The organism is Bacteroides caecicola (assembly GCF_023337095.1).
In the GTDB taxonomy this organism is placed as follows: Bacteria; Bacteroidota; Bacteroidia; order Bacteroidales; family Bacteroidaceae; genus Phocaeicola; species Phocaeicola gallinarum.
In genome coordinates this window covers 66,180-86,398 of sequence record NZ_JAMBLM010000004.1, presented here as the reverse complement: position 1 = coordinate 86,398, position 20,219 = coordinate 66,180, and the positions used below count along the sequence as shown (strand labels likewise).

Below are 20,219 nucleotides of genomic sequence, written 5' to 3'. Positions count from 1 at the left end.
TCTTAATATAAAATCACTATCATAAAACCATGAAAACAAGAGCTATAACTTTTGCCGTTTTATTGGCAGCATCAGCCTCACTTGGGGCACAACAGACCGACGGATATCAATTCACTACCGTTGTTAATCAGAAAGTAACTCCCGTAAAAAACCAAGCTGCATCCGGAACATGCTGGTGTTTCGCCACTACTTCGTTCATCGAAGCCGAATTGTTACGCATGGGCAAAGGTGAATACGACCTTTCGGAAATGTTTATTGTCCGTCAAAAATACATGAACCAGTTGGACGACAACTACCTGCGTCACGGACGGGGAAACATCGGTCAGGGAAGCATTTCCCCCAGTTGGTTTACAGCGTTTAATCAGGTAGGTATTGTCCCCGAAGAGGTTTACTCAGGAATCAATTACGACTCAAAGACGCATAATCACACAGAACTGGAAAGCTATATGGCTGCCATAGCCGGACAAGCTGTGAAGTTACGCAAACGCAGTCCTGAATATAAAGAACTCATCAACAGCTTATTCGATATTTACATGGGCAAATTACCTGAAACTTTCGTCTACAAAGGGAAGGAATATACGCCGAAATCGTTTGCCGAAAGTCTGGGTATCGATGAAAACAATTATGTGATGATTACCAGCTTTACGCACAAACCTTATTACCAGACATTCGAATTGGAAATTCCCGACAACTGGGAACATGCGCAGATGTATAATTTACCGCTCGACGAGATGATGGCTGCTGCCGACCATGCGCTGCAAAACGGTTATACCGTGGTATGGGACGGCGATGTAAGCGAAAAGGGATTTGCATACACTCACGGCGTTGCCATTAATCCGGAGGTGGAAAAAGCCGACGATTACAAAGATACCGACTTTGCCCGCTGGCAGAAAATGGATGAAAAAGATCGTCTTGCCGAGGTTTTTAAATTCGAACGCCCCTACCCCGAAGTCAACGTTACGCCGGAAGTCCGTCAGGAGGGTTATGAGTCGTTCACTACTACCGACGACCATTTGATGCACCTCACCGGAATTGCCAAAGATCAGAACGGTACGAAGTATTACATCACCAAAAATTCATGGGGAACGGAACGCAATGATTTCGGAGGCTATCTGAACATGTCGGAAAGTTTCGTGCGTGCCAAAACCATTTTTATCATGATGCATAAAGATGCATTGACCAAAGAGATGAAAAAGAAATTAGGTATCCAATAATAATTCTTATCGACCCATGAGAAAAAGCATATTCATAACGGCCGCAGCCCTGCTCTGTCTGTTAGGAACGGGCTACGTACAGGCGCAACACGTCCCTACGCTGGACGAAGTGGTTTACGGCGGACTGATTCACACCAAAGGCAGCACTTACGTCAACTGGTTAGAGGACGGCGAACATTACTCGAAGACTGAAAAAAATCCGGCAGGAGGTTACGACATCGTGTCTTACCGGGCAAAAGACAACAAGAAAGAGACACTTATCCCGGCTTCGATGCTTGTGAAACCGGGTACAAACGATACGCTCTCGGTACGCAGCTTTGCGTTTAATGCCGACCATACGCTGGCGTTGATTTATACAAACACGCGCCGGGTTTGGCGTTACGATACGCGCGGCGATTACTGGGTGTTAGACATGAAAGGCGGAACGCTGAAACAGTTGGGTAAGGGAATGCCTGAAAGCAGCCTGATGTTTGCCAAATTCTCACCCGACAGCCGTCGTGCCGCTTACGTAAGCCGGAACAACATTTACGTAGAAGACCTGAAGACAGGAGTCATTACGCCCGTCACTACTGACGGAACGGCGGAAATCGTGAACGGAACGTTCGACTGGGTGTATGAAGAAGAATTCTTCTGTCGCGACGGATTCCGTTGGAGTCCCGACAGCAAGTACATCGCTTACTGGCAGAGCGATACGAAAGGTACGGGGTGGTTCGACATCATCAACAACGTTGATTCGCTGTATCCTAAAATTTCCCGCTTCCCCTACCCGAAGGCAGGAACTACCAACTCAGCAGTAAAGGTTGGCTATGTGTCGGCCGACGGCGGAGCCACCACGTGGATAAACATTCCCGGAGACCCGCGTAACCATTACATCATGCGCATGGACTTTATCCCCGACAGCAACGAGTTGTTTATCCAGCAGATGAATCGCCCCCAGAATACCAACAAGGTCTGGATTGCCTCAATAGGAAACCCCGAACCGCGCAACATTTTTACCGATACCGATGCAGCGTGGTTAGAAACAAACGATAACGTAACGTGGCTGAAAGGCAATACGTGGTTTACGTGGGAAAGCGAACGAGACGGCTGGCGGCACTTGTACCGCGTGAGCCGCGACGGTAAACAGATAGTGCCCATCACGAAAGGAGATTTCGATTACATTGAGCAGGCGGGCATCGACCTGAAGCGAGGAGTGGTTTACTTTATCGCTTCGCCCGATAATTTTACGCAGCGTTACTTGTATTCTGCCAAGCTCTTTGGCGACGGAACGGTGAAACGCCTCAGCCCCACTGACAAGGCAGGGCAACACCAATACAACATTTCGCCCGACGGAAGCTGGGCGGTACACGCTTTCAGCAACGCGGTCACGCCGCCGGTTATCGACATGGTTTCGCTCCCTTCCCACAAAAGTGTGCGCACGATTGAAGACAATGCCCAAGCGAAAGCCGAATATGATGCGTTGAAATTACAGCCGAAAGAGTTCGTAAAGACCCGTTCGGGCGAGCTGGAGCTGGACGCATGGATGATAAAACCGATTGATTTCGACCCTGCGAAGAAGTATCCGGTGATTATCGACGTTTACGGCGAACCGGGCAGCGCAACGGTGCAAGACGTTTGGGGCGGAGGCGACTTGTGGCATCAGTATCTTGCCAATCAGGGATACATCGTGGTGAGTATAGAAAACCGGGGCGCACGCACGCCGAGAGGTCGCGAATGGCGCAAGTGTATCTACGGCGAGGTAGGCACATTCGCCAGCCAAGACCAAGCGCAAGGCATATTGGACTTGGCGCGTCAATACAGTTTCATCGACACTTCGCGCATCGGCATCACCGGATGGAGCGGCGGAGGCAGTCAGACGCTGAACTGCATGTTCCGCTATCCCGATGTTTTCCACACAGGCATTGCCATCGCTTTCGTGGCCGACCAACGTCTGTACGACACCATTTATCAAGAACGTTACATGAATACGCCGCAGAACAATCCCGACGGCTATCGTAAAGGTTCGCCCATCTCGTATGCGGAAGGACTGAAAGGAAACCTGTTGCTGATTCACGGTACGGGCGATGACAACGTGCATTACCAGAACTGCGAACGGTTGGTAAACGAGTTAGTCCGTCACGGAAAGATTTTCTCGCAAATCTCTTACCCGATGCGCACGCACAGCATCAGCGAGGGAGAGGGAACCACCATGCACCTGCGTAAAACGATGACCGATTACTTCTTGAAGCATCTTCCGGCAGGAGGCAGATAAGATTCTTATTTCAGACAAATCATTAGGGCGGGACAATGAAAAACATCGCATTGTCCCGCCCTATTTTTTACTTCTCCAAACGCTAACGGATAGACCAAGTATTTCTACCCATAGTGTAGACCAATTCTACCGCATGGGTTGGGGAGTCTATGCGGTAGAAAAAAGAGCCAAGCGTGCAAACAATTCACGCTTGGCTCTTTGTATTAAAAATCAGGATATATCAATTATAAAACCACCTTATTGATGCTGTTCGCGCAACAGGTCGTTTACTGTCTTAACCGGATTAAACGTGGTGAGCGGAACTTCTACGAATACGGTGTTCCAATCGCTCATCGAACCGTTCCACAAGCCCGGAAGTTCGAGCGCTTTCAGGTCTTTTCCGTTCTTCGATTTGTAGGAAATGAAGCCCGTTGCCTTATCCACATAGTTTAACAGGTTGAACTTGTTGCCTTTGTAATCGCGAACGGCGCAAACCAAATCTACCGGATTGAAGTGCGTGCCCTGTTCGAACATGGCTTTCTTTTCCGGATCTTTCATGTCTATCTGCGAGCTTTCCAGAATCTGCAATGATACTGTTCCGTCGGGGTTATATGCCAAGAACGGGCCTCCACCGGGTTCGCCTACGTTTTTCACCATACCGCAAACACGCATCGGGCGGTTCAGCTTCTTGCGCAGGTAGATTACGAGGTCGGCATCCTCCAGATTCTTGATGTCGCTCTTACGGCAACGCAAATCGTGTTGAACGAAACGGATGATTTCTTCCAGTTCATCGTGGCGATAGTGTCCGCTGTCAAGCAGTTCGAGGTATTTAAATGCCTGTTGCTGCAAAGTAACCAGCACGCCAGCCAAGAGTTTCTTATAAGTTACAGTATCGGCTTTCAAGCGGTCGGGAACTACGTTGTCGATGTTCTTGATGAACACGATGTCGGCATCCAAATCATTCAGATTTTCAATCAGTGCACCGTGACCTCCCGGACGGAACAACAACTTGCCGTCTTTGTCGCGGAAAGGTTTGTTATCCATGTCGGCAGCTATTGTATCGGTGCTGGGCTTTTGTTCTGAGAAACTGATATGATATTGGATTCCGTATTTAGCCGCATATTCGCCCACTTTCGCATCGACCAACTTTTGGAACAAATCGCGGTGTTCGGTAGATACCGTAAAATGAACATTCACTTCCCCGCTCTTTCCGGCTGCATAGAGTGCGCCCTCTACCAGATGTTCTTCCAGCGGCGTACGTACTCCGTCGGCATAGCGGTGGAATTTCAACAATCCTTTCGGCAGCGAACCGTAGTTCAAGCCTGCTGCTTCAAGCAGATTGGATACCACGGCTTTGTAGTTGTGTTCAGCCAACAAAGCATCGATATTCTTGCCCGTATTATCCATACAAGCTGCATTCAGGTCGTTGTAAAAAGCAAAATTGTGAATGTGATCGAAAAATTTCTTTTCAAAATCCGTAGTAGGAACATCGTAATCCGCTCCCAAGAACTCGAACATGTTTTTGAACATACGGCTTGCTGCTCCCGAAGCAGGTACAAATTTCACAATCTTCTTGTCGCCCTGCTTATAAGCGTCCCATACATCCAAATACTTCTGTTGCTCATCACCCGTCGCAGTCATGATACCGCCGTTTTCCACCGATGCGGCAGCAGCCAACTGTAAAAACGGAAAGCCTTTTTCAAAACAACTAAGCTGTTCAGCAATCTGGGCCTCAGAAATTCCTTTCTTTGCCAATAGTTCTTTGTCTTCGTGTGTTAACATAAATGTATATTTTAGGTAATGAAATTCACTTGTCGCGGTCAATGCTGCTCAAAAATATAAAAAATACCGAAAGATTGTGCCAAACAAGCAGAAAAAAAGTATCTTTACCATCGAAGAAAAACAAAAAGACCATGGAAGAGAATGTTTTTTTCACACCTGAAGAACGTGTTCAGCTTATACCATTGTATAAAAAGCTTCTGCGTTTATCTAAAGATACTTTACAGAAAGACGACTGCCATAAGCTGAAAAACCATTTTATCAAAGCCATGTCGGAAGGCAGTATTCCCCGAAATGTGTTCGGCATGAACCCCATCATCAAAGACATGCAAACGGCGATTATCGTTGCCGAGGAAATCGGAATGCGCCGGGCTTCTATCTTGGGTATCATGCTTCACGAGTCGGTAAAATATCATTTATGCAGCTTAGAGTCTATCAACGAAGAATATGGAGAAGACGTAGCCGGAATCATCCGGGGACTGGTAAAAATAAACGAACTTTATTCTAAAAGTCCTACTATTGAATCGGAGAATTTCCGCAACCTGCTGCTTTCGTTTGCCGAAGACATGCGGGTGATTCTGATTATGATAGCCGACCGCGTAAACCTGATGCGCCAGATAAAAGACAGCCCCAACGAGGAGGCGCGTCTGGAGGTATCCAATGAGGCTGCCTATCTGTATGCTCCGCTTGCCCACAAGTTGGGACTGTACAAGCTGAAATCGGAATTGGAAGACCTTTCGCTGAAATATACGCAACACGATGTATATTATCATATAAAAGACAAACTGAATGCTACGAAAGCAGCACGCGACCGCTATATTGAGGCGTTTATCGAACCGGTTCGCAAGAAGCTGGAGGAAGCGGGATTGAAATTCCACATCAAAGGGCGTACCAAGTCTATTCACTCCATCTACCAGAAGATGAAGAAACAGGGATGTCCGTTTGAAGGGGTGTACGACTTGTTTGCCATCCGTATCATTCTCGATGCTCCGCTCGAAAAAGAGAAGCAGGAATGTTGGCAGGCTTATTCCATCGTAACGGATATGTATCTGCCTAACCCGAAACGTCTGCGCGACTGGCTGTCGGTTCCTAAAAGCAACGGATACGAATCATTGCATATCACGGTTATGGGACCGGAAGGAAAATGGGTGGAGGTTCAGATACGTACCGAACGCATGGACGAGATAGCCGAAAAAGGTCTCGCCGCACATTGGCGATACAAAGGTATCAAGGGTGAAAGCGGCTTGGACGAATGGCTGAACACCATCCGCGAAACGCTGGAGAATGCAGACAATGACCTCGATGTAATGGATCAGTTCAAACTCGACCTTTACAAAGACGAGGTGTTTGTGTTTACGCCCAAAGGAGATTTGTACAAGCTGCCTCAAGGCGCAACGGTACTCGATTTTGCTTTTTCCATTCACTCAAACTTGGGATGCCGGTGCATCGGAGCGAGGGTAAACGGAAAGAACGTGCAGTTACGGCAGACGCTGAACAGCGGCGACCAAGTGGAAATCATGACCTCGAACACACAGACTCCGAAACGCGACTGGCTGAATTTTGTCACCACCTCGAAAGCACGTAACAAAATCCGCCAAGCGTTAAAGGAAATCGCTGCCAAGCAGACGCAGTTTGCCAAAGAAACACTGGAACGCAAGTTCAAGAACCGGAAGCTGGATTACGATGAAGCCATACTGATGCGCCTCATCCGCAAGATGGGATTTAAAACCGTAACCGACTTCTATCAGAACATAGCCGACGAGTCGACCGACATCAACGAGGTTATCGACAAGTATCTGGACATGCAGAAGCGGGAGACGGAGCAACGCGATGAGGTTACTTACCGCAGTGCAGAGGGATATAACCTGCAACAACCGTCGGACACGAAAGATTTCTATAAAGACGATGTACTGGTTATCGACCGAAACCTGAAGGGGTTGGACTTTACGCTGGCAAAATGTTGTAACCCGATTTACGGCGACGACGTGTTCGGATTCGTCAGCGTTTCGGGCGGAATCAAAATACACCGTTGCGACTGTCCGAATGCCAAAGAGCTCCGTTCGCGTTTCCCCTACCGCATCGTAAAGGCACGCTGGGCAGGCAAGAGTCAGGGTAAGCAATATCCTATCCGCCTGCGCATCGTAGGGCATGACGACATCGGCATCGTGACCAACATTACTTCTATCATCAACAAAGAGAATGACATATCGCTGCGCTCTATCAGCATCGACTCCAACGACGGGCTATTCTCAGGAATGCTGACCGTAATGGTAGACGATACATCGAAACTGGAGGCACTGATAAAGAAGATAAAGACGGTAAAAGGAGTAAAACAAATAAACCGGGGTTAAAAAACCGCGTAACAGTAACACGCCTAACGATTAATTACTTAACTTTGTAAATATAAACAGAAAACAACATAGCGCAATGAAAAAGATTTTTATCACCACTGCTTTAGTCGTAATGAATATCCTGTGGGTGTTGGCTCAAGGAACGGCAGACATTACATTCGAGAAAACCAGCCATAACTTCGGGGCATTCTCTGAATCCAACCCGAAAGTAACGTGTACCTTCAAGTTTAAGAACACGGGAGACGGACCGCTGGTTATTCACCAAGCCATCGCTTCGTGCGGATGTACTGTTCCGCAATATCCCAAAGAGCCCATCAAACCGGGTGAAAGCGGAGAAGTGACCGTAACTTACAACGGTGCCGGAAAATTTCCCGGACACTTCCGCAAAACCATTACATTACGCACAAACGGTAAAAATGAAATAACCCGTTTGGTCATTGAAGGTGACATGACACCTGCTTCGGCGGATGCAAAATAACTCTACTGCTTCAAAGAGTCTGTCGTGTATTTATACATTTGTAAATGTACGACAGACTCTTATCTTTTAGCATATTTTACTATTACTCTTTTTATTTAAAACAGCCTAACGCCAAACAATGTGCTATTAATTTCTTTTTAATGGATGTAAATAGGGATATTCAGTAAATAATAGAGTTTATACAGAATAAAGAACAGAGGTATTGGTTATCAGTGCCCTAATACCTTATTCGATATAATGTCTTATATAAAATCAGTTCTGAAGTTTATCTTCTATTTTATCATTATATTGAACCTGAAGCCGTTTTAATTCTTTTTTAAGTTCATTCGTTATATCTTCATATCCTTCCTTACCGAATAAATTATTCATTTCCTTTGGATCTTCCTGAAGGTCATAAAGTTCCCAAACATCAATATCATTATAAAAATGAATTAACTTATATCGTTCCGTACGCACCCCATAATGACGTTTTACCATGTGTTCAGCGGGATATTCATAAAAATGATAATACAAAGATTTACGCCAATCTAACGGCTTTTCACCTTTTAATAATGGAAGTAAAGACACACCCTGAATATCCGACGGTATTTCTGCACCAGCTAGATCAAGAAACGTTGGAGCATAGTCTATGTTCTGTACCATCTTAGAAATTTCACCTTTGGCTTTTTGCTTCATGTTATCGGGAAGACGCATTACAAGAGGAGTACGCATTGATTCTTCGTACATGAAGCGTTTGTCAAACCATCCATGCTCTCCCATATAAAAACCTTGATCGGAGGTATAAACAACCAAAGTATTCTTCAACAATCCCTGCTGTTCAAGATAATCAAGCAAAACTCCCACATTGTCATCAAGAGATTTGAGTACTTTAGCATAATCGCGCATATACCTCTGATATTTCCATTCTGCAAGTTCTTTTCCCTGAGGATTTTTCTTATAAAATTCATCAATGATAGGCTGATAGAAATCATTATAAACCTTTCTATCAGTTTCATCAAGACGACCTACAAACGCCTCATAAGTGCTCTTCAAAGGGGTAGCTCCTTGAGGATTATACATCTTAGTGTCGTACATTATATCCATGTCCTTAAAGATGCTCATCTCTTGAGCCGCTGCTGCCGGGCGTCCCTCATAATCATCGTAAAAATTGTCAGGTAGAGGAAAAGTCTTGTCTTCGTACAGAGACAGATATTTCAGTTCAGGTAACCAGTCACGGTGGCAAGCCTTATGATGCACAAAGAGACAGAAAGGCTTATCATTATCTTTTTGGTTTTCAAGCCAGTTAATACTCTTCTCCGTTATTAAGTTTGTAAGATAACCTTTCTCTTTAATAGTATCATTGTTCATTTTGATAAAACGGGGATTATAATAATCTCCTTGTCCCGGAACTATTTCCCAATAGTCAAAACCAGTAGGGAGACTTTCTAAATGCCATTTTCCTATTATAGCAGTCTGATACCCCGCTTTCTGAAGAAGTTTGGGCATAGTCTGCTGAGAACCATCAAACACACAGTTGGTATTATCATAGAATCCATTGGCATGGCTGTGTTTTCCTGTCAACATACAAGCACGACTTGGTCCCGATAAAGAGTTTGCAACAAAGCTATTCACAAACTTCACTCCATCATTGGCTATACGATCTAAGTTAGGAGTCTCTACATAACGATTATCATAGCAGCTCATCATCTGTGCTGTATGGTCATCGGTCATGATATAAACAATATTAAATCTTTCTTCTTTTTGTGCTTCACCACATGAGGTCAAAATTAATTGGGAAATACCCAAAGATGTCAAACAAATTAAATTTACAGTTGATTTTGATGTCATAATTTTTATTTTTTCGAATCTATAGATTTTGGATACTATACCAGAAAAATGCTTCATGTGTATCTGCTTATAATTATATCCATATACTTTGGTATATGTCCAAATGAAGCTGCAAGCGTTTCAGAAAACCTTGAATATCCTTTATCTCAGGTTCACTCTATTGGATTTCAGCCCAAGCTACAACACACGGCATTTCGTTTTCACACTGTTTTAAACACTATTAGTTAAAAAATATACAAAACAAGGTTTTCCATACCCAAAACAGATATGGAAAACCTTAATTAATTATTATCAAGAACTAATTACCATCCCGGATTCTGTTTCCATAATCCATCCATCAAGTTCAACATTCTTTCCTGTATAGGTTGCAGATAATCCCTATTGGGCTTAAACTGCCATCCTTGTGGCATTGAAGATGGAGGAACTGGCAAAATATAACGAAAAGCATCTCCATTACTTCCTGTCAGGAACAGATTGTTACCGCTTGGCAAATCATACTTCAATTCTTCACCATAATGTTGCGGCAAATTACTGCCAATAAATAATACTCCCATTGGAGATTTACCAATGATGAGCTCTTCCGCAGCAGCCCAACGAAGAATATCTTTAAACCGTTTTCCTTCCAATGCAGTCTCAACTCTTCTCTCTCGACGAACAACCTGAACATATTTGTTCAGATTACTAAATGGATAACTTGCATCAGTATTATATTCTCGGTCAAAATCCACAGCTGGCATACCAGCACGGTCGCGCAAAGGCTGTAAAACTCTGATAATTTCAGAAGCATTTGCTTCACCGTTTTGTTCAGCCAAGGCTTCAGCATGATTTAGCAATACATCCGCATACCTGAACTGAATGGCAGGAGTTGTGCCCTTATATTCGCTAGTATAATCTCCTTCACAATCTATCTGTACATGTTTCAACATTACATATCCGGTCAGATTAGTACCAAAAGCCGTTCCATCTCCAGCTAAAGCAGGCCATTCAAAAATATACGGATTAGCATCTCTTTCCGGCTTCATACGCTGACCCGGAAAAGCCACAGTTTGTGTTAATCTTGGATCACGCTTTTCAGGGTCTAATTCATCCGGATAATTTTTCTTCAAACTCAGCAATTCTTCACCAAACAAAGGTCTCCCATCTTTTGACAAATAATCATCTACAAGAGATGCGCATATACCAATATTTCCTCCTCCTGTATTCAAATAACGGGTCACACTATTTCCTATATTATCACCGTCATACATCTTAAACCAAAGAATCTCTGGATTTGTGGTAAGATCCTGAGTATCGAACAGCTTTCTATAATCATTATGAATATCTCCTGTTTGATATATTTTCCATACACTTCGATTCTCAACTTCCTGACAAGCCTTTATTGCTATATCAAGATAGCTTTCTATCTTCGCATTCAGTTCTGATTCGCTCAATGTATAATCATAAAACTTTTCAGCTTTATCCTTTTCTTTCGCATAATGATAACGTTCCCAAGTGGCTTCGAACAATGCAACTTCACTTATCAATGCACGCGCCACGTCTTTATGCAATCTCATTGATGCAGAATTATTCTGCTCATTCATTAAATCTCTTGCATTTCCTAAATCTTCAAGAATCTTGTCTGTAATGAACGTACGACTTTCACGTGGCAACATCATCACCTCCATGTCCGGATCCAAAGGTTTATCCACCCATGCCAATTCTCCATAATTAATCAACATTCTATAATAATACCATGCACGAAAGTATAACGCTTCTCCTTTGAGTTGATTAAATTCTCCACTCCCCTTTTCCGGACAATTTTCTATATTGCTAAGCAAATAATTAATATCCCTCACATAAGTGTAATTTCCAATAGAAACAGCATTGCTTAATGACGTTTGTCCCATCAATCGTGTGTTAGCAGCCGGACCGGTCATATTATCACTGTCATAATCCTGCCCTGCTATGCCTCCACCTCCACCGGCCATAAATCCTTGTCCTATCAAGCCACTTTCATAATAACGGTCTACATAGTTTCTTATTTCACCAACGCTCTGAAATGGGTTTGCTGTAGAAAGTACCCCTTCCGGCATCTTATCTAAATCATAACATCCTGCCAATCCAAAAGAAAAAGCCAATGCTAAAAGTATATTTATTTTTTTCATATATCAATGTATTATAAATTAACAATCAAACCTACAGACAAAACCTTATTCATCGGATAGTTCTTACCACCTTCTCCGGTATAAGTATTGGAAGTAAATATGGCTTCTGGGTCAAACATGCCTTTCAGTTTGGTAAAGGTCAACAAATTTTCACCAGAGAAGAACACCTGCACCTTCTGTAAAGCAAGTTTTTTTACCCATGCATCAGGCAATGTATAACTCAGCGTAAAATTCTTCAATCTACAATATGCCGCATTCTGCAAGTACCGGTCAGTGGGCTGTATGTTTTTATTTTGGAAAGGCGCAACTCCACCGGCTGAATTGATATATGGTTTCGGATAATACGCACCCGGATTATCCGGACGCCAATAATCCATGTGCTCCTTGAATACCGTAACCTGTGCAAATGAACTGAATCCCCAAAAATAAACCCCACTTGGCATCCAGTCACGTTTTCCTACTCCTTGGAACATCATACTTAAACTCAGTCCTCTCCAACTGATTGCTCCGTTTACAGTATATTGGTAACGAGGAGTGCTGTTTCCAATTATTGTCATATCACCCATATCTCCAAGCTTATTGTTCCCGCGGTCTATAACTTTTCTACCATCATCTCCTTCTTTACCATCTAAATCCACATACTTCACATCTCCAGGCTCCCATACTTTACCACTAAAATAAGTCAAGTCATATTCCTTATTATATGCATCAGCCTCTTCCTGTGTCTGAATTAATCCATCCGTAAGATATCCCCAATATTCACCGTACTTTCTACCTTTATACCAAGAACCAGCTGGGTCATTCAATGTTGGGTTTGAATATTCAGTAATTTCAGTCACTGCATCCGAAATAGAGGCACCGATACTGTAATCTATATCTTTTCCTATCTTTCCTCTATAATTCAATGATAACTCCCATCCTCTATCACGCAAATTTGCGTTGTTTTCCTGAGGAGCTGCCGCACCAAACAGATCCGGGAAGTCATGTCCAGGACCAAGCATATCCTTTGTATCACGTTGAAAAATATCCAAAGTACCAGTCAGCGCATTTCCAAAGAAGCCAAAATCAAGACCGATATTTTTGCTTTCCACCTTTTCCCATGTAGTACTCGGATTTACTACCGCTGGAGGATTTGTATACATATGACGACCATCGCTAAATATATATTGTCCCAAACTACCATTGATACTCATAGTTGAAGCAAATGTATATAACCCTGCATTAGCCTGATTACCCAGCAAACCATAAGAAACTCTCAACTTAAGGTTTGACAAAAATCCTTCAGTTTTCTGCATAAACTTTTCACGATGTATATTCCATCCAACTGACACCGAAGGGAAAAATCCCCATCTGTTACCTTTGGCAAAACGCGACGATCCGTCATATCTTCCATTCAATTCTATAAGATACTTGCCGTCATAATCATAATTGATACGTCCAAAAAATCCTCGCGTAGCCCATCCATTTCGAGTGTCTACCACAACTTTATCTCCTGTACCCATACTTACATTAGGGTTTGAGTTAGAATACAATCCAGTAACAGAGTTCTTCATCCAGCTAAAATCATTATTTTCTTCCTGATAACCAAGCATCACTGTAAAATTATGCTTATCTGCCAATGAGAACATATAATTGGTATAAAGATTTATACTTTGATATCTTTTATTGCCATAAGCACGGGTAAACTGACCATCTGCTGAAACACCCAATTCATCACGAGCAACTTTAGTCAATGTCTTTCCATCCTGTTCATAAATATATGGAGCCACATTTAAAGCTTCATACTCCATATTTTCTTGCTTATAAGTATAATCAAAGAAAATAAACCAATTTTTTACAGGCTGAAGTTCAAGTCCGGTCGTAAAATTAAAATGGTCGTTTTGGGTGTCTGTATATGTTCCGCTCTGCAAATAAGGCACCAATGACAATTCCGTAAAATGACCATTTGGGTCTATAGGAGATACTGTAGGACGGAAACGAGCTAAACTATGATAGAATCCTTCTGACAAACCTCCATCAAGATACACACCATTAACAGTCCCCTGATTAAATGGAGTTTCATTATCTGAATGCATAAACTTAGCATTAAATTTCACTTTCATCCATTTGGTCAGCTCAGATGATATATTGGCATTCACCGTATAACGGGTATAATCCATATCTGCATACCTCAATATTCCATCTTCATTATAATAACCGGCTGAAATGTAATATTGAGCTTTCTTATTACCTCCGCTAAAACTTAAATTGTGGCTTTGCTTGAAACTAAAATTCTTGTAATGTAAGTCAAAATAATCGGTATTACCCAATCCCAATTCAGAATTCTCAAAAGCTGCATTAAGAGATTGACCCGGTTTCAAATCTCCCCATGGATCAATGCTTGAAGGATCTCTCATATACTGCTCCAACTGAGCTATTTTTTCAGAAGAATAAGCTCTACCTCCTGCACCTGCATTATTTACACCATCATTCCAAAATTTCACAAAGTCAAGTGAATTTACCATATCAGGCAATACTGTAGGAGTACTCCAACCGACGGTTCCTTGATAATTTGCACGCATTTTCCCTTCTTGCCCTTTTTTCGTTGTGACAAGAATCACACCATAAGCAGCACGTGCTCCATATATGGAACAAGCTGCAGCGTCTTTCAATACAGAAATATTCTCTATATCGTTAGGGTTTACATCTGCAAGAGACATTTCCACACCATCTACCAAAACATAAGGAGAAGCATTTCCCGATAAGTTTCCTTGACCACGCAACGTTAATGTACCCGTAGCACCAGGGCGTCCTGAATTATTGTTGCTTACGCTCAATCCCGGCACCATACCTTGCAAACTTTGTGTAGCATCAACTACAGGACGGGTTTCTAAAGCCTCACCTTTCACAGAAGAAACGGCACCTGTAAGATTTACCTTCTTCTGTACGCCATAACCCACTACAACAATTTCATCAAGTTCTTCTGTATTACTTTTTAAAATTATTCTGAGATCTGTACCATTCCATACTGTTTCCACATTCTTGTAACCCACGAATGACACTACGATCATATCGCCTTTTTTTACATTTGGAATAGAAAAGCCACCATCCAAATCGGTAATAGTACCATTAGAAGTTCCTTTTACCAAAACTGAAGCTCCGATTATCGTTTCACCAGTTTCGTCCAAAACCACTCCTTTACACTGATTTTCTTGTTGAAACGAATACATTCCGACTGCGTCCGCATAGGTTTCAGCATGAATGTAGCCAACTGAAAACCCCGACAATAACATAGTAATTGTCAAGAGTTTAAACTCTGTTCTTTTCATAGTTCAAATTTAAGTTAATAATAAATTTCTTTGGTTTTTTCAAAAATAATGCAATTTTAAATATTAACAAACAAGCAAATATTAAATATTCATAAAATTAATATTCATCTAAAACATCTTTGCAAGCAAAAAAAACAGACAAACAGCCTCTTGCCATTCTTCTCTTAATTGACAAAACTCTGTATAAAACATACTAAGGTATAAATCAAGAAAATACCTTATTTACGGTCATAACTATAATAGAGTTTATACAGAATAAAGAACAGGGGTATTGGTTATCAGTGCCCTAATACCTTATTCGATATAATGTCTAATAGATGCAACCCAAAAACTGAAACGACATAGAAAACTTTAGCAATCAAAGAAAGGGTACTGTAATTAGGCATATATAGTAGAGACTAAAAATGTGGTATAAAACCTTTCATTCTTGAACCAAATCGCGCAAAATCTGTTCAAGAACGAAAAGTCTACCAACCTGCCTAAAGGAATGTAAAAAAGAAAGAAACTTAAAACGGATAAGACAGATTACCTCTTAAAGATTATCAAAAATTAGATAAGCCAATCATATACAGTTTGCTTTTTCGTTTCTGATAATCCCAATATCAGTTTCTCTATCACCTCCGGATAATACCGATATTCCAACTCATGCACGCGGGCTGCAAGCGTATCGGGAGTATCATCGGGAAGCACCGGACATTTGGCTTGGAGGATGAAGGCTCCTTCATCGTATTTCTCGCTGACGTATTGAATGGTTATGCCGCTTTCCGTCTCTCCGGCTGCCAATACTGCCTCGTGTACGTGCATTCCATACATTCCTTTTCCTCCGAATTTGGGGAGCAATGACGGATGGATATTCACAATCTTTTGGGGATAAGCGTGTACAATCTCGTCGGGAACGCGCGACAAGAATCCGGCGAGCACTATAAAATCTATTTCATTTTCTTTCAGAAAGCGGAATGCTTCGCCCGAAGCAAAGCTGTCGGGAGTTATCACCTTACACGGGACATGCAGCCGGGCTGCACGCTCTATCACTCCTGCCGAAGCACGAGAGGCTATAATCCACGCTACTTCTGCTGTTCCTTTTTCCTGAAAATAACGGACAATCCGTTCGGCATTCGTCCCTGTACCCGATGCTAATATGGCTATTCTTTTCATTGCTCTTGATTATTTTTATGCCTAAGATAAACATATTTTGCGGGATATCGGGTACGGAAATAAAAAAAATCATTCAGGGCTTTGGTTATCATGCCCCGAATGATTTCAAAGGATAATTCCTTAGCGAAACAACTATCCCATTTTCCCTGTCAAATAAGAGCGTGTACGCTCATCTTTCGGATTTTCAAACATCTTTGCCGTATCGTCGTACTCTATCAGTTCACCCAAAAACATAAACATGGAGCGGTCGGATATACGCATTGCCTGCGACATGTTATGTGTTACAATCAAAATCGTTACTTCTTTCTTCAGGTTTTCCATCAATCCTTCGATGTGCTTGGTAGCGATGGGGTCGAGCGCAGAGGTGGGTTCGTCCATCAGCAGGATATCAGGCTGGAGTGCCAGTGAGCGGGCGATGCACAAACGCTGCTGCTGACCTCCGGAAAGGAATGTTCCACGTTTGGTCAGTGAGTCTTTCACCTCGTCCCACAGTGCCACATTGCGCAAGTTGCGTTCTACGATTTCATCTTTCTGGCTTCTTGACAGGCGAATACCGTTTAAGATATATCCGGCAAGTACATTATCGTAGATGTTCATCGTGGGGAACGGGTTCGGACGCTGGAACACCATACCAATGCGGCGGCGTTCTTCCATCGGCGGCATCTGAAGCACGTTTTCTCCGTTCAGCAGGATTTCGCCCGTAACGCGGATGTTTTTATACAGTTCGTGCATACGGTTTACAGCACGCAGCAAGGTACTTTTACCGCATCCAGACGGTCCCATGATGGCTGTGATTGAATTTTTCTCAATATCGGCGGAAACATGCTTTACCGCCATCACATCGCTGGTATACGATATACAAACGTCTTTTATCTGAAGAATCGGGTCTTTTATATTTTCCATTTCTTTGCAATTCGTTTAGCTAATAAATTCAATAATAACACAAAAGTAAGCAGGAACAAAGATGCTCCCCAAATCAGACTTTGCAGGTTGGGGTCGTTAAAGAATTCCCATATAAGCAAAGGTACTGCCGACATGGGTTTGGTTACGTTCCAACTGATGGCTGCACCGCCCAAAGCAGTAAACATCAACGGGGCCGTTTCGCCTACCACACGTGAAATTGCCAGCAAAATACCGGTAAAAATACTTCCCAATGCCGAGGGGAGCATTACTTGCAGCATTACCCGCCAGTAGCTTCCTCCCAATGCCAATCCGGCTTCTTTCAGTGTTTCGGGCAGAACTTTCATGGTTTCTTCGGTAGAACGGATAATCAGCGGAAGCATCATGATAAACAAAGCAACGCTGCCGGCAAGTGCCGAATATCCTTTCATCGGAACCACAACCCATATATAAGTAATAATACCTATGATGATAGAAGGAGTACCCTGTAATAAGTCCGTCAGATAACTGACCACTGTAGCAAACCAGCTTTTACGATATTCAGATAAACAGATTCCGCAGAATATACCGATAGGGATGGCTACCAGTGCAGCGATAATCAACATCAAGAATGTTCCTACAATACCGTTGGCAATACCTCCGGGTATCGGCTCGCCGGCGGAAACCGCCATCATGGCTTTATAGGCATTCGGAGTAGCTTCTGTAAAGAATGCCCAACCCAACTGTCGCCAGCCTTTTATCAACACTTCACCTAAGATAGCCAATAACGGAATAGCAGTCAATCCGGAAAACACACATACCGTGATATAAAGCAAACGGCTCTTGGCTATTCGGATACGTACATTATTTAATTGTATCATACTAAAAACCTGTTTATAGAATCAGACGCGACGAGCACGACGAATCAAAATCTTACCAATTATATTAATAACAGCCGTTATCAGGAACAACAACAGTCCGATGGCAATCAATGAAGAAAGTTTCAAACCGTCTGCTTCACCAAACTGATTGGCAATGATACTCGCCATCGTATTTCCTGTGGTACGCAACGTGTCGGGCATCTGATTGGTATTACCGATAAGCATTGTTACCGCCATCGTTTCTCCCAAAGCACGTCCGATAGCCAGAATATAAGCCGAGAAGATACCGGAGCCTGCCATCGGGAAAACTACTCGCCGGATTACTTCGGCGCGTGTGGCTCCCATAGCGTAAGCTCCTTCTTTTAAATCAGAGGGAACCATCTTGATGAACTCGGAACTTAACGAAGCAGCATAGGGAACGATCATGATTGCCAATACGAATGCTGCCGTAAGAATTCCTGAACCCTGCGGCGAGAAGTTTAACTCCATAAACAAACCGCGCAACACGTAAAATCCCCACAAACCGTAGATGATAGAAGGAATACCTGCCAAAAGGTCGGTTACCGTACCTAAAAAGGTTGCAATCTTCTTTCCACGGAAATATTCTCCTGTAAACAATGCCACGGGCAAAGAAAAAGGAATACACATCAGCAATGCCAAAAAAGTGGTAAGAAGAGTTCCCGTTATAAAAGGAAGTGCGCCGTACTTTTCTTTTCCTGCCGTCGTTACCCAATCATCCGAGAATACGAAGTTCCAAAATCCGAACTCCTCAAAAGCTCCCGTTGAGTCAACAGTGAGGGAATAAATAATTCCCCCACCAATGAGCGGTATAACGATAGCTGAAAGAATAAGCAAAACTCGAAAGATTTTGTCTTGCATAAACTTTGCTATTTTAATATTACTTCAAAATCGGTTGTCCGTCGTAAGTCACAGTCTTCAGGTTCTGAAGGCTCTGTTCTACGGCTTTCTTAGGCAGCGGAGCATAGTGAACCGTGGCAGTGGTCTGCTGGATGCTGTCGCTCAGCATGTATTTCATCAGGTCAAGAGTAGCTTCAGCCTGTGCTTTGCTACGGCTTGCATAGTTTTGTTCTTTGTAAATCAGCAACCAAGTAAAACAGCTGATAGGATAAGCACCTTCGGCATCTGCATCGGTGATAGAGCAACGGGTGTCTTGCGGAATGTCGCCCGCAGCAGCCGAAATGGTTTCGGTAGACGGAGTGATTGATTCGCCGCGCTTGTTAACCACACTTGCATAAGGTATGTTTTGGGCGAAAGCGTATTCAGAACCGATGTAACCCAATGAGTAAGGTGTCTGGGCGATGATACCCGCTACACCCGGATTACCTTTAGCTGCCTGACCCACTTTGAAGTCGACCGTTTTACCGGCTCCGTAAGTTTTCTTCCAGTCTTCGCTAACTTTTGACAGGTAATCGGTAAACACGAATGTGGTACCACTACCGTCTGAACGATAGGCTACAATGATATCCTTTGCGGGGAGTTTTACGTCCGGGTTCAGCTTCTGCAAACGTTCATCGTTCCATTTAGTGATTTTTCCGGCATAAATATCTGCGATAACATCTCCCGCCAAGTTCAGTTTAACCACATCAGGCAAGTTATATGCCAATACCACCGCACCCATACAGGTCGGGATATGTACTACGGGTTGCATTTCCTTCATTTCTTCATCAGTCAAGAAAGCATCGCTTCCTGCAAAATCCACAATACCGTCTTTCAGGTTACGTACACCACCGCCGCTTCCGATGCCTCCGTAAGAAACCTTGTCATTATGAGTAGCGCTATAATTCTCGAAAGACATATTATAGAAAGGCAAGGGGAATGTAGCTCCCGCACCTGTCAATTCGACCGATTCATCTCCCTGTTTCGATTGTCCACCGCAAGCAGCAAATGCTATCGCCATCGCGCCTGCAACTAAAGGTAAATAAAACTTTTTCATTGCTTTTTAATTTATGATA

At 43.1% G+C, this 20,219-nt stretch carries 13 protein-coding genes; 4 read left to right on the top strand and 9 right to left on the bottom strand.

Annotation, left to right across the window (positions count from 1 at the left end; genetic code table 11):
* Positions 1-29: 29 nt before the first annotated feature.
* The gene (locus M3085_RS05065; RefSeq protein ID WP_191709795.1) at positions 30-1,214 is read left to right on the top strand and encodes a C1 family peptidase; all 1,185 of its coding nucleotides are present in this window, start codon (positions 30-32) and stop codon (positions 1,212-1,214) included.
* A 16-nt stretch (positions 1,215-1,230) separates the two neighbouring features.
* Positions 1,231-3,465, top strand: a complete 2,235-nt coding sequence (locus tag M3085_RS05060; RefSeq protein ID WP_249052446.1) for a S9 family peptidase — start codon at positions 1,231-1,233, stop codon at positions 3,463-3,465.
* 237 nt (positions 3,466-3,702) lie between these two features.
* Here the strand turns inward: M3085_RS05060 and M3085_RS05055 are convergent, their stop codons facing one another.
* A complete protein-coding gene (locus M3085_RS05055; protein WP_191709797.1) occupies positions 3,703-5,226 on the bottom strand; it encodes a DUF4301 family protein in 1,524 nt (507 codons plus the stop codon).
* A gap of 131 nt (positions 5,227-5,357) precedes the next feature.
* On the opposite strand from M3085_RS05055, the gene M3085_RS05050 reads away from it, so the two are divergent.
* Together M3085_RS05050 and M3085_RS05045 are read left to right on the top strand one after the other, a co-directional pair.
* Complete coding sequence (locus M3085_RS05050; RefSeq protein ID WP_178255884.1) at positions 5,358-7,574, top strand: RelA/SpoT family protein; 2,217 nt, start codon at positions 5,358-5,360, stop codon at positions 7,572-7,574.
* A gap of 76 nt (positions 7,575-7,650) precedes the next feature.
* Entirely contained in the window at positions 7,651-8,052 is a 402-nt protein-coding gene (locus tag M3085_RS05045) for a DUF1573 domain-containing protein (RefSeq protein ID WP_178255885.1), read from the top strand.
* Between the two features lie 252 nt (positions 8,053-8,304).
* On the opposite strand, the gene M3085_RS05040 is transcribed toward M3085_RS05045, so the two are convergent.
* The 8 genes from M3085_RS05040 to pstS form a co-directional block, all read right to left on the bottom strand.
* Positions 8,305-9,879: a sulfatase gene (locus M3085_RS05040; RefSeq protein WP_249052445.1), complete on the bottom strand. Its 1,575-nt coding sequence runs from the start codon at positions 9,877-9,879 to the stop codon at positions 8,305-8,307.
* Positions 9,880-10,181: 302 nt separating this feature from the next.
* Positions 10,182-12,023, bottom strand: coding sequence for a RagB/SusD family nutrient uptake outer membrane protein (locus M3085_RS05035; protein WP_204499108.1), 1,842 nt, complete (start codon positions 12,021-12,023; stop codon positions 10,182-10,184).
* Between the two features lie 11 nt (positions 12,024-12,034).
* Entirely contained in the window at positions 12,035-15,232 is a 3,198-nt protein-coding gene (locus M3085_RS05030) for a SusC/RagA family TonB-linked outer membrane protein (RefSeq protein ID WP_249052524.1), read from the bottom strand.
* Between the two features lie 648 nt (positions 15,233-15,880).
* Positions 15,881-16,486: a phosphoribosylglycinamide formyltransferase gene (purN, locus tag M3085_RS05025; RefSeq protein ID WP_249052444.1), complete on the bottom strand. Its 606-nt coding sequence runs from the start codon at positions 16,484-16,486 to the stop codon at positions 15,881-15,883.
* 132 nt (positions 16,487-16,618) lie between these two features.
* Positions 16,619-17,389, bottom strand: a complete 771-nt coding sequence (gene pstB, locus M3085_RS05020) for a phosphate ABC transporter ATP-binding protein PstB (protein ID WP_178255887.1) — start codon at positions 17,387-17,389, stop codon at positions 16,619-16,621.
* Entirely contained in the window at positions 17,377-18,246 is an 870-nt protein-coding gene (gene pstA, locus M3085_RS05015) for a phosphate ABC transporter permease PstA (protein WP_249052443.1), read from the bottom strand. Before pstA ends, pstB begins: the two co-directional genes overlap by 13 nt.
* A 21-nt stretch (positions 18,247-18,267) precedes the next feature.
* Entirely contained in the window at positions 18,268-19,125 is an 858-nt protein-coding gene (gene pstC, locus M3085_RS05010) for a phosphate ABC transporter permease subunit PstC (protein ID WP_178255889.1), read from the bottom strand.
* 19 nt (positions 19,126-19,144) lie between these two features.
* On the bottom strand, positions 19,145-20,200 hold the full coding sequence (gene pstS / locus M3085_RS05005; protein WP_178255890.1) for a phosphate ABC transporter substrate-binding protein PstS: 1,056 nt from the start codon (positions 20,198-20,200) through the stop codon (positions 19,145-19,147).
* Positions 20,201-20,219 lie beyond the last annotated feature (19 nt).

Excerpts from the sequence above, each read along its gene's own strand:
- M3085_RS05040 (WP_249052445.1), bottom strand. The coding sequence starts at position 9,879 with ATGACATCAAAATCAACTGTAAATTTAATTTGTTTGACATCTTTGGGT.
- M3085_RS05035 (WP_204499108.1), bottom strand. The coding sequence starts at position 12,023 with ATGAAAAAAATAAATATACTTTTAGCATTGGCTTTTTCTTTTGGATTG.
- pstC (WP_178255889.1), bottom strand. The coding sequence starts at position 19,125 with ATGCAAGACAAAATCTTTCGAGTTTTGCTTATTCTTTCAGCTATCGTT.
- M3085_RS05045 (WP_178255885.1), top strand. The coding sequence starts at position 7,651 with ATGAAAAAGATTTTTATCACCACTGCTTTAGTCGTAATGAATATCCTG.
- M3085_RS05060 (WP_249052446.1), top strand. The coding sequence starts at position 1,231 with ATGAGAAAAAGCATATTCATAACGGCCGCAGCCCTGCTCTGTCTGTTA.
- purN (WP_249052444.1), bottom strand. The coding sequence starts at position 16,486 with ATGAAAAGAATAGCCATATTAGCATCGGGTACAGGGACGAATGCCGAA.
- M3085_RS05050 (WP_178255884.1), top strand. The coding sequence starts at position 5,358 with ATGGAAGAGAATGTTTTTTTCACACCTGAAGAACGTGTTCAGCTTATA.
- pstS (WP_178255890.1), bottom strand. The coding sequence starts at position 20,200 with ATGAAAAAGTTTTATTTACCTTTAGTTGCAGGCGCGATGGCGATAGCA.
- M3085_RS05030 (WP_249052524.1), bottom strand. The coding sequence starts at position 15,232 with ATGTATTCGTTTCAACAAGAAAATCAGTGTAAAGGAGTGGTTTTGGAC.
- pstB (WP_178255887.1), bottom strand. The coding sequence starts at position 17,389 with ATGGAAAATATAAAAGACCCGATTCTTCAGATAAAAGACGTTTGTATA.
- M3085_RS05065 (WP_191709795.1), top strand. The coding sequence starts at position 30 with ATGAAAACAAGAGCTATAACTTTTGCCGTTTTATTGGCAGCATCAGCC.
- pstA (WP_249052443.1), bottom strand. The coding sequence starts at position 18,246 with ATGATACAATTAAATAATGTACGTATCCGAATAGCCAAGAGCCGTTTG.
- M3085_RS05055 (WP_191709797.1), bottom strand. The coding sequence starts at position 5,226 with ATGTTAACACACGAAGACAAAGAACTATTGGCAAAGAAAGGAATTTCT.